Genomic DNA, 15,594 nt, shown 5'->3' on the forward strand with positions numbered 1-15,594 from the left:
AAAAAAGCTAGAAATATTAATATTTCTAGCTTTATATTTAGTATGAAAATTGTTTGCAATTTTATTCATCAAACATTTTTTTACGAGCAAATTTTCTCTGTCTTCTTGCTGCTTCTTGTGCTTTACGAACACGCTTCGCTGAAGGTGTTTCATAATAACGCTGTTCTTTCATCTTACGAAAATAAAGCTCTCTTTGTAGCTTTTTCTTAAAATTCTTAAGCGTATTATCACAATTACCGGCGTGAACATTTACTAGTATCACTAAAATTACTCTCCTTAAAAGATATTGTGGTTTATTGAACTATACCCTATAATTCAGTTATATGTCAAGGTTAAAAATATGAGCATTCAAGAAGAACACCATATCAAAAAAATAAGCTTCGTGCAATCTTTATTAGAATTATTACCGTTTAATGAATGGAATAATAAACTACTCGAAGAAGCAGAAGAAAAATGCGGTTTTGCAAAAGGCTATAGCTTAATAGTTTTTCCAGAAGGTTTATCCGAAATAGTAGGATTCGTGGAAGAGTATTTAGATAATATTATGCTAGCAAGCTTAAAGATAATAGCAGAACCATCAAAAATAAGAGAAAAAATATCTTTGGCCGTAAAGACTAGAGTCAAAACCGTACTTCCTATTATTCATAGTAAGAATGCCGCTTATTTTGCATTAAACCCAATACAAGGAACTGAAGTTGCATTCCATAGTTGTGATGCTATTTGGCGTTATGCCGGTGATAAATCTTTTGATTTTAACTATTATACCAAAAGAAGCTTATTGCTCTCGGTTTATGTTTCATCTATTCTTTTTTATATCCAAGACGAATCGGAAAATTATATTGAAACCGATAAATTGATTGAGACTGCCGTAGAAAATATAGTAAAAACTTTCTTACAGATGAAAAAATTACTCGCCCCTTCAAAGATCCCCATAGTTAGAATGTTTACGTAGATATGCTTAATGGGTAATATTAACTCCATATCAAATATAAAAATGCTATTGAAACTTATAAATAAAGTTAATAATGAATTACATTTAATCACTTGTCATAAGACTGTAAAAGAAGCTCAAGCATTGTTTAAACAACATGGTTCTAAATCAGAATCATTGGTTGATGAATTTTTAAAACAGAAATATCAAGAAGCGAATAAAGAAAATTCTAAATTTTAACTTGTAACCCAATAATGTCTTCTCATAACAATAATTCTTGATTCTTCTTCCTTGATGGCTTTACTTGCGGAAGAAAAAGGACAAGAAAAAATTATCCGATATATACAGCAGACAAAGCTTGGGCTAGCTTACAATTAAGTTGCAATATTGTTTTGATTCGCTAATTCACATAATATGAAAACTCAATTTAAAAAAGAATGTTCTAATAAAGAACATGATAGAACATTAGTTAATAATCAAGTTATCCCTATAAGTTATTTCGGTGAAAATTCAAAAACACTAAAGATACTGTTCTCTGAATAATTTAGAGATTCAAGAGAAGATAAATGATGACAAATATTATTCTTATAAAACAGAAAAGAAATATGTAGGTTTAAAAGAAATCGCCTATACCAAAGAACAACAATATTTAGAAAAAGAGCTTATGGAAGAAACTAAACAAATCGAGCCGAAGCCAATACAATATATACTTATCCACCTAGGAAAAAATTAAAAACTTATGATGATATTTCTTTAGCAAAACCAATTTACATATCCAACTATAAATTATAACGTATGTATAAGGCAAATTAAGGGCTATGAGCCAATTTATAAAAAAGCACTGATAGAGGAAGAGATTCAAGTGAAAAAATTTAACGAAGTGAAATATAATGAAGATATAATAGTATAAAGATAACAATAAAGAATTTAATATTTAAAATCTGTGATTTGCTAGCTCTTATGAAAACTATTAATTTAGAGCAAAAACAAAAGCTCCTACTAAATTTAAGTAATAAAGTAGAAAAGTGATGCTAAAGCACAGTGCCTTAGCAATTTAACAAAATATACTAGAGTTGAAGTAATGTTTAAATATTTAAATGAAGAGTGGCAGTATTTAGGATACGAAGCACAAATATTATCCGGCTTATGAAGCTGAAACGATAGGTAGTAACTAATAGTGAAATGAATTGAGTTAGACAAAATTTCTATATCATCTTTCTGTAATACACCTTATTACTTTCTTAAATACCTTAAAAATTCTTGTATTATGACCTCTCTTGCATATAATGAAGATATTTTTAAAAATAATTTCTAAAATAATGACAAATACTAAATATTATCCTGAAGTTAGCTCGAATGCTGATTTTGCAGGCTTAGAGCGAGAGATACTAAAATTTTGGCAAGACAATAATATATTCCAAAAATCTATTGATGATAGGAACGGAGAGTCAGAATTTATTTTTTATGACGGCCCGCCTTTTGCAAACGGTTTGCCGCATTACGGTCATTTGCTTACCGGCTTTATGAAAGACGTATATGCTAGATACCAAACCGTAAAAGGTAAGAAAGTCGAGCGTCGCTTTGGTTGGGACTGTCACGGTCTTCCTGCTGAAATGCAATCAGAGAAAGAACTTGGCATTTCAGGACGTCTTGCAATAGCTAATTTTGGTATAGAGAAGTTTAATGCACATTGCAGAGCTTCGGTAATGAAATATGCTAATGATTGGGAAGAATATGTAACTCGTCAAGCAAGATGGGTGGATTTTAAAAATTCTTATAAAACGATGGATAAGAATTTTATGGAATCCGTACTTTGGGCATTTAAGGAGTTATATAATAAGGGGTTATTGTATGAATCTATGCGGGTAATGCCTTATTCTTGGGCATGCGAAACACCGCTTTCTAATTTTGAAACAAGACTTGATAATTCTTATCGTGAGCGAGCCGATAAAGCTGTAACGGTGAGTTTTGTACTATCTCATCCCGTGGCTACGACCACAGGATCTTTTAAAGAATACCGTATACTCGCTTGGACGACAACACCTTGGACATTGCCGTCAAATTTAGCCTTAGCAGTCGGTAGTGATATAGATTATGCATTAGTCCCTAAAAATGATGTTTGTTATATAATAGCTGCCTATTCCGTCTCTAAATATGCTAAAGAATTAGGACTTAGCGGTGAAGAAAATTTTGAGATAATTAAAGGCTCAGAACTTCAAGGATTGAACTATAAATCTTTATTCGACTATTTCGAGAATCATCCAAACAGCTTCAAGATATTTGCAGGCGATTTCGTGGTTGAGGGTGACGGCACAGGAGTCGTACATATGGCTCCAGGCTTTGGTGAAGATGACCAAATACTTTGTGAATCGAAAGGTATTGAGCTTGTTTGTCCTGTTGATAATAGCGGTAAATTCACTAAAGAAATTCCTGATTTAGAGGGCTTACAAGTATTTGATGCAAATGACAAAATAATAATCAAACTGAAAGAGCAAGGAAATTGGCTAAAAACCGAGCAGTATATTCATAATTATCCTCATTGCTGGCGAACAGATACGCCTCTTATATATAAGGCTGTTCCGTCATGGTACGTAAAGGTTACGCAATTTAAAGATAGAATGGTAGAGTTAAATCAGCAAATTAACTGGATACCTTTCCATGTTAAAGATAATTTATTTGGTAAGTGGCTTGAAAATGCCCGTGATTGGTCGATAAGCCGTAATAGATTCTGGGGAACGCCGCTGCCTGTATGGAAGTCCGATGATCCAAACTATCCACGCATAGACGTTTACGGCTCTATAGAGGAATTAGAGAAAGATTTTGGTGTTAAAGTTACTGATTTACATCGTCCGTTTATCGATGAACTGACAAGACCAAATCCCGACGATCCAACCGGTAAATCAACAATGCGTAGAATAGAAGACGTGTTTGATTGCTGGTTTGAAAGCGGTTCAATGCCATATGGGCAAGCCCATTACCCTTTTAAAAATAAAGAGTGGTTTGAGGATCATTTTCCGGCTGATTTTATAGTTGAGTATTCAGCTCAAACACGCGGATGGTTTTATACTTTAATGGTGCTATCTACCGCTTTATTTGATCGCCCACCGTTTTTAAATTGTATATGCCACGGCGTAATTTTAGACTCTACAGGTCAAAAACTTTCAAAGCGTCTTAATAACTACGCCGATCCGCTGGAGCTATTTGATAAATACGGCTCTGACGCTTTAAGAGTTACGATGTTATCTTCAAACGTTGTTAAAGGTCAGGAACTATTAATTGATAAAGACGGCAAAATGGTATTTGATACGCTTCGTCTATTTATCAAACCTATATGGAATGCTTACCATTTCTTTACGATGTATGCTAATGCCGATTCGCTTAAAGGCAAGCTTAATTTTAGCTCTAAAAACGTACTTGATGTTTATATATTATCTAAGCTTAAAATAGCCGTACAAAAAATTGAAGAGAGCTTAGATAATTTCGATACGCAAACAGCTTATCATGCAGTTTCAGAATTTTTTGAAGTTTTGAATAACTGGTATATAAGACGAAGCCGAGCTAGATTTTGGAAAAGCGAAAAAGATACAGATAAGCAAAATGCTTATAATACTCTATATTCATGTTTAGACACCATGGCTATTGCGATGTCGGCACTAGTGCCTATTATTTCGGAAGCGATATATAAGGGATTACGTCATTGTGAGGAGCATAACGACACGGCACTCTCAGGAAAATCAAACGTCATTGCGAGGAAAGACACAAGTCTTGACAAAGCAATTTCAGGAGTATCTCATAAGATTGCCATGGCACTTTCAGTGCCTCGCAATGACGCGATTAGCGTACATCTCTGCAACTACCCTACTCTCTCAGACTTTGAAATAAATCACGAGCTGGTGGCTACTATGGATAACGTGCTTGATATTTGCAGTAATAGCCTATTTATCCGAAGCACTGAAAATATCAGGGTAAGGCAGCCACTTGCTAGCATAGCTATTATCAGTAAACATAATAACAACCTCAAAGATTTTGAAGATTTAATTAAAGATGAAATTAATGTTAAGGCGGTAATTTATCGTGACGATCTAGAGAATTACGCAAGCAAAAAACTATCGATTAATTTCCCAATGCTTGGTAAACGTTTGCCGCATAAAATGAAGGAGATTATAGCCGCTTCTAAAAAAGGTGAGTGGGAAGCTATCACAGGCGGTTTAGCTATATGCGGTGCAACCTTAAATAGTGACGAATATAAGCTAGTTTTAGAGCCGTATTCACATATCAAAGGAGCAGCAAGTTTTGAGAATAATAGTAGCTTGTTAATACTTGATTTAGAGCTAACACCTGAGTTAATAGAAGAAGGATACGCAAGGGACATTGTACGCTTTATACAACAGGCTCGAAAAGATGCCGATTTCTCTATCACTGACAGGATTTTAATTGAGATAATAAGCGAGTTTAATTTATCTAAGATAATTGATAATTATGGAGACTTTATTAAAGAACAAACTTTAGGCGAGTTTGCTAAAAATTTCACGCCTGATTATATAAGTAAAGTAGAATTAGAGAACCATCAAATACAACTTAAAGTTAAGAAATCGTAAATTATTTTACTATCAATTAAGATGTTGATAATTTACTTAGATTAATCTATAGCACGCACGCTATAAATTAATTTAAGGTAAATTATCATGCACAACTCCTCCACAGCTCCAGGAGGTTCTCAAATTAAAAGAACTACTAAGCCGGAACTACTAAAACAGAAAATGTAATAACTCTAGGGTATTTAAAACAATATTTTGATGCGTTTCATCCTCAAGACGGGACAGCATTAAATATTATAGCTAGCTTAGGTGATCCGAATTTAAATAAAATAAATCTCATGGAAGACCTTATATCGCAAGGTGTAAAATAAATACAAAGCATTAGAATTTGCACTTAAAAACAATAATGCACAAGCTGAATATTTACTTAATCATCTTAAGTTTGAACCTAATCCCAGCCTAATACAAGCAATACACAATAAAAGTTTAATTTTAGTAAAGTATTTTGTAGAAGAAAAAGGAGTGAATGTAAATTTTAGTCATTATGGTTCTAATACACTAAATGTTACTGCCGGTTTGGACGAACCTTACAAAATAGACATTAAATGTGATCTTTTAATAAAAGGAGCAACTTATTTAAATACAACCTTAGAAGAAGCAGCACAAGGTGGTCAAAATGTAAACGATCTTCATAAGCAAAGCTTTTTTAAAGCAATAAACGAAAATAAGCTTGAAGTAATTAAAAAATTTGTTGAAATATACGGTTTTGATATTAATACTGAATATCGTTTAACACACCATTAAGTACCGCAAATTTAACAAATAGAAAAGAAATTGCAAAGTATCTTTTATCTAAAAATGCTAATCTAGATGTAGCTCTAGAAGTAGCAATAATATACGGTAATTTAAATGCGGTAAAAACATTATTAGATGCAGGGGTAACGATTAACAGCAATACAGATGTATCACCTTTAATGCTTGCATCAGAGTATGGGCAGGTCACAATAGTAAAATATTTACTTAAACACGGTAACTATAATGTTAAAGGATGGGAAAAAGATAACTTACATAGCGATGTATCGTGTCAACTCACTCAAATCACTGAGATTTCTACATTGTGTGAAAAAGCTAATAATCCTAACCACCAATACATATTAGAGACGATATGAAAAACACGTATATCATCACATTATGACGGATATAAGAATTTATCATCAGAACAAATAAAGCAACAATTTTCTAAATTCAAAAAACAACTATCTAAAGATTTACAAAATTTCGCAGAAATTAAAGCACTGTTAGAAGATTATTCTAGCGGGAAGAAAATTCCAACAAATACAAATACTGTAGTAGAAGACTAGGGCTATGTTTCTGATTTTAAGGTTGAAACTGAAAAACCTAACACAGGCTCTAGGTTAGCACATACTCCTTCTAAATCAGGTATATTTCGCACTTTTGCCCTTGAGGGACTTGATGAAGAAACGTCTTTAGGCGGTGATATAAAAATATTTGATTCTGAGCTTTAATAATGTCATTCCTACGATAAGATTGCTTCATTGCCTGCTCTTATGTCATTCCTGCATAGACGTTGTTGCGTGGACCAGTTGCCTAATTGTTACCCTGTGGCTTGTCCATGGGGTCTAGTTAAAAATACTAATAATATTAGTATTTTTCAACTAGATTGCTTAATCAAAACTTATAATTTTTCTCACAATGACGACAAAACCTCTTACACATTTATTAGATACATATATATTACCACGAAACATGAGAATCATATTTCATGGTAATATATACTTTTTTATAAAAAAATCTAATTAAAATACGGAGGAACCATGGCTCATCCAAATCTTACGGAAGGAAATAATTATTTTAGGAATGAGAAATTATAAAGAAGCTATAGACATGTATAGTAAAATACACAAAAGCTCTAATTATTATCAAGAAACACAATATTATTTAGGAGAGCGTTACTTTAATCAAGAAGAATTTACAGAAGCTGTAGAGGCATATAATAAGGTCAACAAAAATCATTATCTATTTGCTAGCTCAAATATTTCAGTTATTGAGAAAAATTTTGACTTAATTAATTCTAAATAAATGAATATAGCCTCCATTTTGTACTTCGTTGTTCGTTGTCTTGCCTATTAATATATAGGCTCTACCCTTACGCTTGTCATAAAATGGAGCTGAGTTTACTATAGTAGCGAATTATAGCGAAAGACAATATATTAGGTTCTGTGAAGGAAAATTAAATTAATCTATTTTTGCTCTTCTTTGCTGCAAATTATAAGATTGTTTTGAAATAGGAACAACTATTACTGCAAACATCTTATTAATTTTCGCTAAAAAATATCTGAAAATATAAATAATGGCATTATCCTTTACAGAATCTAATATATCAAGCAAATTCTAATAATACCTGCCCTCTTATAACATTATCCTTTTCATTAACAAAAATTTTAGCTATTTTTCCATCTCTTTCGGCAAGAATCAGGTTTTCCATTTTCATAGCAGTTAAAATCATAATTTCTTGTCCTGCCGTCACTTCCTGCCCTGCTTTCACCTTTATTGCAGCAATCTGACCGCTTAGAGGAGCTTGTAGTTCGGAGCTTTCTTCCACCACTACTTTTGAAACCATCAACGCTTCAAGTTCTGAGATACGAGGAGAGCGTACAAAGGCTTTTACGCTAATACCGGCATGCGATAATAAATAACCGGTTCTGATATTCTCAATTTTCACATTTGTCTTTTTACCGTTAATTATAGCCGTAAAAAGTTCATTACCTAAATTCCAGTTACTACGAATATATATTCTATCGCTTTCGTGACGTATATTATAGCCGTTTTCAACAGGTGTAATTAATACGGGAAATAGTTTATCATCGATAGTTACTACCCACCTTGTACCTATTTTGTTAGCCTGATTGTTAATATTGCCGGAAATTAAAGAAGCACGTCTTTGCTCCGATATATAAATAAAAATAGCCGTTGCTAAAAATACGGTAGTTACTTCTGAAGTTAGACTAGCTCCGGAAAAACCGTCAGGATATTCTTCTTGAATAAAGGCAGTAGAAATATCGCCGCTCACAAAGCGTGGATGTAGCATTACCGCTTCTAAGAAACTGATATTATGAGCAATACCGTTAATTATATAAGAACTCAAAGCAGAATGCATTAGCTCAATTGCCTGCTCTCTTGTTTCACCGTAAGTACATAATTTTGCAATCATTGAGTCATAAAACATACTTACTTCGCCGCCAAGCCCAATCCCTGTATCTATACGGATATTAGGACTCTTTGCAGGTTCGGAATAAGCTATAATTCTACCGCTAGAAGGTAAGAAACCTCGGCTTGGGTTTTCGGCACAAATTCGTGATTCAAATGCCCAACCTTTTAATTTTACGTCATCTTGTGTAAATGATAATTTCTCGCCGGCTGCGATTTGTATCATCTCTTCAACGATATCTATACCGGTAATTAGCTCAGTAACAGGATGCTCGACTTGCAACCTAGTATTCATCTCTAAAAAATAGAAATTTTTATTGCTATCTACTATAAACTCAACGGTACCGGCCGAATAATATCCCACTTTTTGAGATAAGGATATTACCTGCCGATACATTTCTTGCCTTATATCTTCAGTAATAAAAGAACTTGGTGCTTCTTCGATTACTTTTTGATGGTGACGCTGTATTGAACATTCCCGCTCTCCGAGACATACACTATTGCCGTATTGATCGGCAATCAGCTGAACTTCGATATGACGGGGAGTTTGAATTAACTTCTCAATAAATAATCTATCGTCACTAAAACTATTGGCTGCTTCAAGCTTTGCCGACTCAAAAGCATTGGCCATTTCAGCGGGATTATTCACTACTCTCATACCACGCCCACCGCCGCCGGCAGCCGCTTTTACTATTACCGGAAAACCAATCTCTTTAGCAATATCTATAGCTTGTTTAACATCGTTTATAGTGCCCATATAACCTGGCACGGTGCTAACTCCGGCTTCTATCGCTATCTTTTTTGCTTCGATTTTATCGCCCATTTTTTTAATAGTTCCAGCACTCGGTCCTATTAAAACAACACCTTCTCTTTTAAGAATATTGGCAAAATTTGGATTTTCTGATAAAAAACCGTAACCTGGATGTACTGCACTTGCGCCACTTTCACGAATCGCCGAAATAATATTTTTAATAGATAAATAACTTTCCGTTGCAGGGGAATCACCTATATAATAAGCCTCATCTGCATGCTGCACATACATTGAGTTTGTATCTGCTTCAGAATATACTGCAACCGACTTTATCCCCATCTTTTTTAAGGTACGTATTATCCTAACGGCGATCTCGCTACGATTAGCAATTAAAATTTTATCAAATAACGGTTTATTCATAGTTTTTTATATCCTAATGTCACCCCGTGGCTTGACCACGGGGTCTTGTGTCACAGACTGTATTCTGAGATCCCATGGTCACGCCACGGGATGACAGCTAAAGCGGCAAATTATCATGCTTCTTCCAAGGCAGTTCTACTTTTTTAGTACGCAGGAAATTTAACGCCTTACATATTCGCCATCTGGTATTTTGCGGTCTTATAATATCATCCAAATATCCCCTAGATGCCGCAACAAAAGGCGAAGTTACTACTTTCCTATATTCATCGATTTTTTGTTTTTTAGCTTCAGGATTTTTACATTCTTCCTTAAATATTATCTCAGCTGCTCCCTCTGCCCCCATAACAGCGATTTCCGAATTAAACCAAGCATAGTTTATATCGCCTCTAAGATGCTTGGAGTTCATAACTATATAAGCACCTCCATAAGCCTTACGGGTAATTACAGTAATCTTCGGCACTGTAGCTTCCGCATAAGCGTATAACAGTTTAGCCCCGTGTTTAATAATACCGTCATGCTCTTGGGATGTACCAGGCAGAAATCCAGGCACATCAACAAGACTGACTATAGGAATATTGAAAGCATCACAAAATCTAACAAATCTTGCTGCTTTTCTTGAGGCGTTTATATCTAAACATCCTGCTAAATGCAAAGGCTGATTAGCCACAAATCCTACCGGATAACCTTCCATATAACCAAAGCCAATAATGATATTCTTAGCAAAATCAGGTTGTAGTTCAAAAAATTCTCCCTCATCAACGATACGCTCAACAAGCTCTTTCATATCATAAGGCTTATTAGGAGTGTTAGGTATTAACGTGCTAAGAGACATATCAACTCTATCGGCAGGATCAACAGTCGAACGAACAGGAAGAGGACTACGATTGGATGACGGAAGGAAATTAAAGAATTTACGAATTTCAAGCAATGCTTCTATATCATTGTTAAATGCAAGATCGGCAACGCCGCTTTTAGTGGTATGCATCCTAGCACCGCCGAGTTTTTCTTGGCTTACTTCTTCACCCGTAACGGTTTTTACTACATCGGGACCAGTTACGAACATATAAGAACTATTCTTAACCATAAATATAAAATCGGTTAAGGCAGGAGAATATACCGCACCACCTGCACAAGGGCCCATAATTAGGGTAATTTGAGGGATGACACCCGACGCTAAAACATTACGCTGAAATAATTCACCGTATCCGGCCAGAGCATCAACCCCTTCTTGAATTCTTGCTCCCCCTGAGTCGTTAATACCGATTACGGGAGCACCGGTTTCTATAGCTTGATCGATAATATCACAGATTTTCTTAGCATGATATTCGCCGAGAGAACCGCCGAGTACGGTAAAATCTTGGCTATAAATAAATACCAACCTACCGTTTATCGTACCGTGTCCCGTTACAACGCCGTCACCTAAAAACTTTTTATCCTGCATCCCAAAATTATCGCATCTATGGGATACAAACATACCTGTTTCGGTAAAGCTATTCGGATCTAATAATACTTCTATGCGCTCTCGTGCAGTTAACTTACCTTTTTGATGTTGTGCGTTGATCCTAGCTTCACCGCCCCCTTGCCTTGCAATATTTCTTCTCTCATCCAGTAACTCAGGAGAGATTATATTACTTTGATTCATAGATTATTTATAGTTTTATTTTCCAAAATATCTATAATATAATATAATAATGCTAATGTGAAAAGATAATTATTTATGTCATCTACCAACTATATCAAAGAAGTACCGAAAAAAGCCAAATCACCGGCTAAATTTGATAATTTATCAACTGCCTTAAAAAAGAATTTACAAAGAAGAAAGAAAGTTAAAACGAAAGATACTACAAGCCAAGCTTTATCTGCATTACAAACAATAGTCAAAAATTACACTGATTCTACGGACGAAAACATTTCTCTTGTAGATGAATTAATAAAATCAAGATGCTTAGAAACAGAAAGTAAATAAGCACCACATTTGACATATTAATATAAATTGCTAATATTTGGGGCGTTTAGGTTTTGTTGCATAGCTCGCTTATGTCATTCCCGCATAGGCGGGAATCCAGGGTAAAGCGAGATAAATCGAGTTTTTAGTTTTAAAAACTTACTGTATTTATATTTTTTACTGGATGCCTGTTTTCATGGGAATGACATAAGAGTCCCCCAATAAAATTGGCATTTAAAATATTTTATATCATGGACACAAACAAATTATATCTTTTCAAAGATAGACGATTTTTACCGAATTTTATAGTGCAGTTATGCGGTTGTCTTAATGATAATATATTAAAAAATGCTCTGGTAATCCTTATCACTTATGGTATTTCAGGAGCTTTAAGTCAATATAATAATCTACTTGTTTTAATTGCTAATGCTACTTTTGTATTACCTTTTATAATATTCGCAAGCATAGCAGGACAAATTGCTGATAAATACGAGCGTGCAAATCTTATTAAAATTATTAAGATTTGTGAAATCGGTATAATTGCCTTTGCAATTTACGGATTTCATCATAATAATCTGTTAATCCTGTTTTGTTCTATTTGCTTAATGGGTATGCATTCTACTTTTTTCGGTCCAATCAAATATAGCGTATTACCTGATCACCTAAATAAAGACGAACTACTTGGAGCTAACGGCTTTGTTGAAGCCGGAACTTTTATCGGTATTTTTATCGGTACTATAATCGGCAGCTATTATACAATCAGCAATAATTTTATAATTTATTCCTTAATTACCATAGCTTTTCTTGGCTTTATTACAAGCCTTTTTTCCCCAAAATCGAAAAACGTAAATCGTGATATTAAAATAAATTTTAATATTATAGATGAAAGCATAAATATGATTAAATATGCCAAAGCAAAAAAACAGATATATTTAGCTATACTTGGCATTTCATGGTTTTGGTTTATCGGAGCTGCTATAATTTCTCAAATACCTTTACTTGCTAAGATAACTTTTAAAGCTGATGAGAATGTTGCTAATTTATTTTTAGCGGTTTTCTCGCTTGGTGTTGGGGTCGGTTCGTTTTTATGTAGCAAAATATTTGAAGATGAGATTACCGTTAAATATCTATTTATTTCAGCCCTAGGCATTAGTATTTTCGGTATTGATTTATTCTTTGCAAGTAGAATTAGCTCAGTTAACTACGAACCTACTCAGCTAAAAAGTATTTTAGTATTTTTATCGAAAAGACATAATTGGCGCATAGTTATAGATTTATTGTTCTTAGCGGCAATAGGCGGATTATATATCGTTCCGCTTTTTGCGATATTACAGCATTACGCAAACCCTGCTCATCGTAGTCGAATTATTGCCGTTAACAATCTTATCAATTCCATTTTCATGGTGGGATCCACAATAATTCTATCTTTATTATTTTACCTAAATTTCACTATACCCTGGATTATATTATTTATTAGCCTAGCTAATATAATCGTTACTATACATATTTACCGTTTAATACCTGAAGTTAAAATTATTCCATTTAAGCTATTGCGAAGAATATTCCAAATCTGTTTTGATCTTATGTATAAGGTTGAAGTTAAAGGATTTGAAAATTTTCAAAAAGCAGGTAAAAAAGTAGTAGTGGTCGCTAACCATATTTCATATCTAGATCCGCCGCTAATTGCTACTTACTTACGAGAAGAAATGACTTTTGCAATTAGTCCCGATATACAAAAAATATGGTGGATTAAACCGTTTTTACGTATGGCAAGAACTTTGCCGGTTGATCCAAGTAACCCAATGGCAATAAAGACTTTAGTAAAAGAAGTACAAAAGGATCAGAAAGTAGCAATTTTCCCTGAAGGTAGAATAAGCGTTACCGGCTCTTTAATGAAAATATACGAAGGACCGGGAATGATTGCCGATAAAGCCGGTGCTACCGTCTTACCGGTTAGAATAGACGGTACTCAATTTACTCATTTATCAAAATTAAAAAACATATTAAAAAGAAAAATATTTCCTAAAATTACTATAACCATTTTACCGCCGGTAAAATTCGCTAATATGGATGCTACAAGCAATCAAGAACGACGCAGTTATATATCTAGGACTCTTTATGATATCATGGCTGACATGATGTTTGAAAGTTCAGACTATCAAAATACTGTATTCTCATCTCTTATAGAAGCTGCTAAAATTCATGGATTTAAGAAAAAAATAGTTGATGATTTTGAAAATAATGCGGTTACTTATCGAGATTTAATATTAAAATCTTTTATCCTAGGTGATTTAATCAAAAAGAATAATATCTTTGGCAGAAATTTAGGCTTAATGTTGCCTAATACCACGGATACGTTAATTACTTTTTACGCTATGCAATCTAGCGGTTATGTGCCTGCTATAATTAACTGGAGCAGCGGCATAAGTACTGTTATTAACTCCTGTAAACTTGCACAAATTAAAGTAGTTTACACTTCAAAACAATTTATTGAGAAAGCAAATTTATATGAATTAATAACTAACTTATTAGATTTCGGTATTAAAATAATATATTTAGAAGATTTTAAAAATCAGATTGGTACAGCCCTAAAACTAAAAGCAAAAATAGGCAGTTATTGTGCCCAAACTTATTACAATTATTTTTGTCGTAATCGTGATGACGAAAAACCGGCAGTGATAATTTTTACTTCGGGTACTGAAGGTAAACCTAAAGCCGTATTATTATCTCACAGAAATTTACAAACTAATAGATATCAAATAACTGCTAAAGTACCTTTTAGCCCTGAAGATATAGTATTTAATGCGTTACCGCTATTTCATTGTTTTGGTCTTAGTGGTGCAATTATTACAACTTTAAACGGTATTAAGCTGTTTCTATATCCTTCTCCACTAAATTATCGTAGCATTCCTGAAGTTATATACGATATTGGAGCAACTATATTAATTTCTACCGATACTTTTTTAAACGGTTATGCTAATTACGCTCACCCATATGATTTTTACTCATTACGCTATATATTTGCCGGTAGCGAGAAATTAAAAGAATCTACACGACAATTGTGGCTTAATAAGTATGGCATACGTATTTTTGAAGGATATGGGATTACAGAAGCCTCACCTATTATAGCTTGCAATACCCCTATGCATAATAAAGCAGGCACGGTAGGAAGATTATTACCGAAAATTGATTATAAGCTTGAGAAAGTAGAGGGAATAAATGAAGGGGGACGTTTATTCATTAAGGGTCCTAACATAATGCTTGGTTACTTGGACTTAGAAGGTCACCGTACTTATAAAGAATGGTACGACACAGGCGATATAGTCAAAATTGATTCTGAAGGATATATAACAACTCTAGGACGTTTAAAACACTTTGCTAAAATAGCAGGGGAAATGATATCTCTTACAAAAATTGAAGAACTTGCAAGCGAAATTGATCCTGATTCCTTGCACGCTGCTATTTCTATTCCCGATAAAACGCACGAAGACAAGATTATTTTACTTACTACCGGTTCCAATATAAATAGAGAGAACTTTGCAGATGCTGTATCTAAAGCTCAAATTCCTTTACTACATTTACCGAAAGTAATTATTACCGATTCAGAAATACCTCTACTTACAAACGGCAAAATTGATTATCTTGAGATTATGAAAAACGTGGATAGATTTTAACGTCATTGCGCGCGACTGCAAGGAGCGTGGCAATCTCAGGAATCGTGCATGAGATTTCTTTGTCGACGCCTATGGCGTCTTCTCGCAATGACGGAAAAAAATGCCAC

At 34.0% G+C, this 15,594-nt stretch carries 12 protein-coding genes and 2 pseudogenes; 11 read left to right on the forward strand and 3 right to left on the reverse strand.

Annotated elements, in window-relative coordinates:
- Positions 1-61: 61 nt before the first annotated feature.
- Positions 62-262 carry a 30S ribosomal protein S21 gene (gene rpsU, locus RSA_RS04735; protein ID WP_012148483.1) on the reverse strand — a complete coding sequence of 67 codons (201 nt, stop codon included), beginning with the start codon at positions 260-262 and terminating at the stop codon, positions 62-64.
- 78 nt (positions 263-340) lie between these two features.
- Between rpsU and RSA_RS04740 the strand changes: the two genes are divergently transcribed.
- From RSA_RS04740 to RSA_RS04765, 9 genes and pseudogenes are all read left to right on the forward strand, one after another.
- Entirely contained in the window at positions 341-952 is a 612-nt protein-coding gene (locus RSA_RS04740) for a COQ9 family protein (RefSeq protein ID WP_014364895.1), read from the forward strand.
- A gap of 9 nt (positions 953-961) precedes the next feature.
- Complete coding sequence (locus tag RSA_RS04745) at positions 962-1,171, forward strand: hypothetical protein (protein ID WP_014364896.1); 210 nt, start codon at positions 962-964, stop codon at positions 1,169-1,171.
- Positions 1,172-1,345: 174 nt separating this feature from the next.
- Positions 1,346-1,474 (forward strand): hypothetical protein, encoded by a 129-nt coding sequence (locus tag RSA_RS10045; RefSeq protein ID WP_014362393.1) that lies wholly within the window; start codon positions 1,346-1,348, stop codon positions 1,472-1,474.
- Between the two features lie 776 nt (positions 1,475-2,250).
- A complete protein-coding gene (gene ileS / locus RSA_RS04750; RefSeq protein ID WP_014364897.1) occupies positions 2,251-5,529 on the forward strand; it encodes an isoleucine--tRNA ligase in 3,279 nt (1,092 codons plus the stop codon).
- Positions 5,530-5,616: 87 nt separating this feature from the next.
- A pseudogene (locus RSA_RS10305) lies at positions 5,617-5,840 on the forward strand (hypothetical protein).
- A gap of 151 nt (positions 5,841-5,991) precedes the next feature.
- On the forward strand, positions 5,992-6,273 hold the full coding sequence (locus RSA_RS04755) for a hypothetical protein (RefSeq protein ID WP_014364898.1): 282 nt from the start codon (positions 5,992-5,994) through the stop codon (positions 6,271-6,273).
- Positions 6,252-6,365: pseudogene (locus RSA_RS10310) on the forward strand (ankyrin repeat domain-containing protein); the annotation flags it as partial. The gene RSA_RS04755 and the pseudogene RSA_RS10310, both read left to right, overlap by 22 nt.
- Entirely contained in the window at positions 6,363-6,638 is a 276-nt protein-coding gene (locus tag RSA_RS04760) for an ankyrin repeat domain-containing protein (RefSeq protein WP_080508227.1), read from the forward strand. The pseudogene RSA_RS10310 and the gene RSA_RS04760, both read left to right, overlap by 3 nt.
- Before the next feature lie 709 nt (positions 6,639-7,347).
- On the forward strand, positions 7,348-7,569 hold the full coding sequence (locus tag RSA_RS04765; RefSeq protein ID WP_014364899.1) for a tetratricopeptide repeat protein: 222 nt from the start codon (positions 7,348-7,350) through the stop codon (positions 7,567-7,569).
- A 301-nt stretch (positions 7,570-7,870) separates the two neighbouring features.
- On the opposite strand, the gene RSA_RS04770 is transcribed toward RSA_RS04765, so the two are convergent.
- Both RSA_RS04770 and RSA_RS04775 read right to left on the reverse strand, forming a co-directional pair.
- Entirely contained in the window at positions 7,871-9,868 is a 1,998-nt protein-coding gene (locus RSA_RS04770) for an acetyl-CoA carboxylase biotin carboxylase subunit (protein ID WP_014364901.1), read from the reverse strand.
- A gap of 97 nt (positions 9,869-9,965) precedes the next feature.
- Positions 9,966-11,510, reverse strand: coding sequence for an acyl-CoA carboxylase subunit beta (locus RSA_RS04775; RefSeq protein ID WP_004997890.1), 1,545 nt, complete (start codon positions 11,508-11,510; stop codon positions 9,966-9,968).
- A 75-nt stretch (positions 11,511-11,585) separates the two neighbouring features.
- On the opposite strand from RSA_RS04775, the gene RSA_RS04780 reads away from it, so the two are divergent.
- Positions 11,586-11,834 carry a hypothetical protein gene (locus RSA_RS04780; RefSeq protein ID WP_012151113.1) on the forward strand — a complete coding sequence of 83 codons (249 nt, stop codon included), beginning with the start codon at positions 11,586-11,588 and terminating at the stop codon, positions 11,832-11,834.
- A gap of 230 nt (positions 11,835-12,064) precedes the next feature.
- Positions 12,065-15,487: an acyl-[ACP]--phospholipid O-acyltransferase gene (locus tag RSA_RS04785; protein ID WP_014364902.1), complete on the forward strand. Its 3,423-nt coding sequence runs from the start codon at positions 12,065-12,067 to the stop codon at positions 15,485-15,487.
- The last annotated feature ends 107 nt before the right edge of the window (positions 15,488-15,594 follow it).

The organism is Rickettsia philipii str. 364D (genome assembly GCF_000283995.1).
GTDB lineage: Bacteria > Pseudomonadota > Alphaproteobacteria > Rickettsiales > Rickettsiaceae > Rickettsia > Rickettsia rickettsii.

Bases quoted from the DNA above. Each gene is read 5' to 3' on its own strand.
- ileS (WP_014364897.1), top strand. From the start codon at position 2,251: ATGACAAATACTAAATATTATCCTGAAGTTAGCTCGAATGCTGATTTT.
- RSA_RS04740 (WP_014364895.1), top strand. From the start codon at position 341: ATGAGCATTCAAGAAGAACACCATATCAAAAAAATAAGCTTCGTGCAA.
- RSA_RS04765 (WP_014364899.1), top strand. From the start codon at position 7,348: ATGAGAAATTATAAAGAAGCTATAGACATGTATAGTAAAATACACAAA.
- RSA_RS04745 (WP_014364896.1), top strand. From the start codon at position 962: ATGGGTAATATTAACTCCATATCAAATATAAAAATGCTATTGAAACTT.
- RSA_RS04770 (WP_014364901.1), bottom strand. From the start codon at position 9,868: ATGAATAAACCGTTATTTGATAAAATTTTAATTGCTAATCGTAGCGAG.
- RSA_RS10045 (WP_014362393.1), top strand. From the start codon at position 1,346: ATGAAAACTCAATTTAAAAAAGAATGTTCTAATAAAGAACATGATAGA.
- RSA_RS04785 (WP_014364902.1), top strand. From the start codon at position 12,065: ATGGACACAAACAAATTATATCTTTTCAAAGATAGACGATTTTTACCG.
- RSA_RS04780 (WP_012151113.1), top strand. From the start codon at position 11,586: ATGTCATCTACCAACTATATCAAAGAAGTACCGAAAAAAGCCAAATCA.
- RSA_RS04775 (WP_004997890.1), bottom strand. From the start codon at position 11,510: ATGAATCAAAGTAATATAATCTCTCCTGAGTTACTGGATGAGAGAAGA.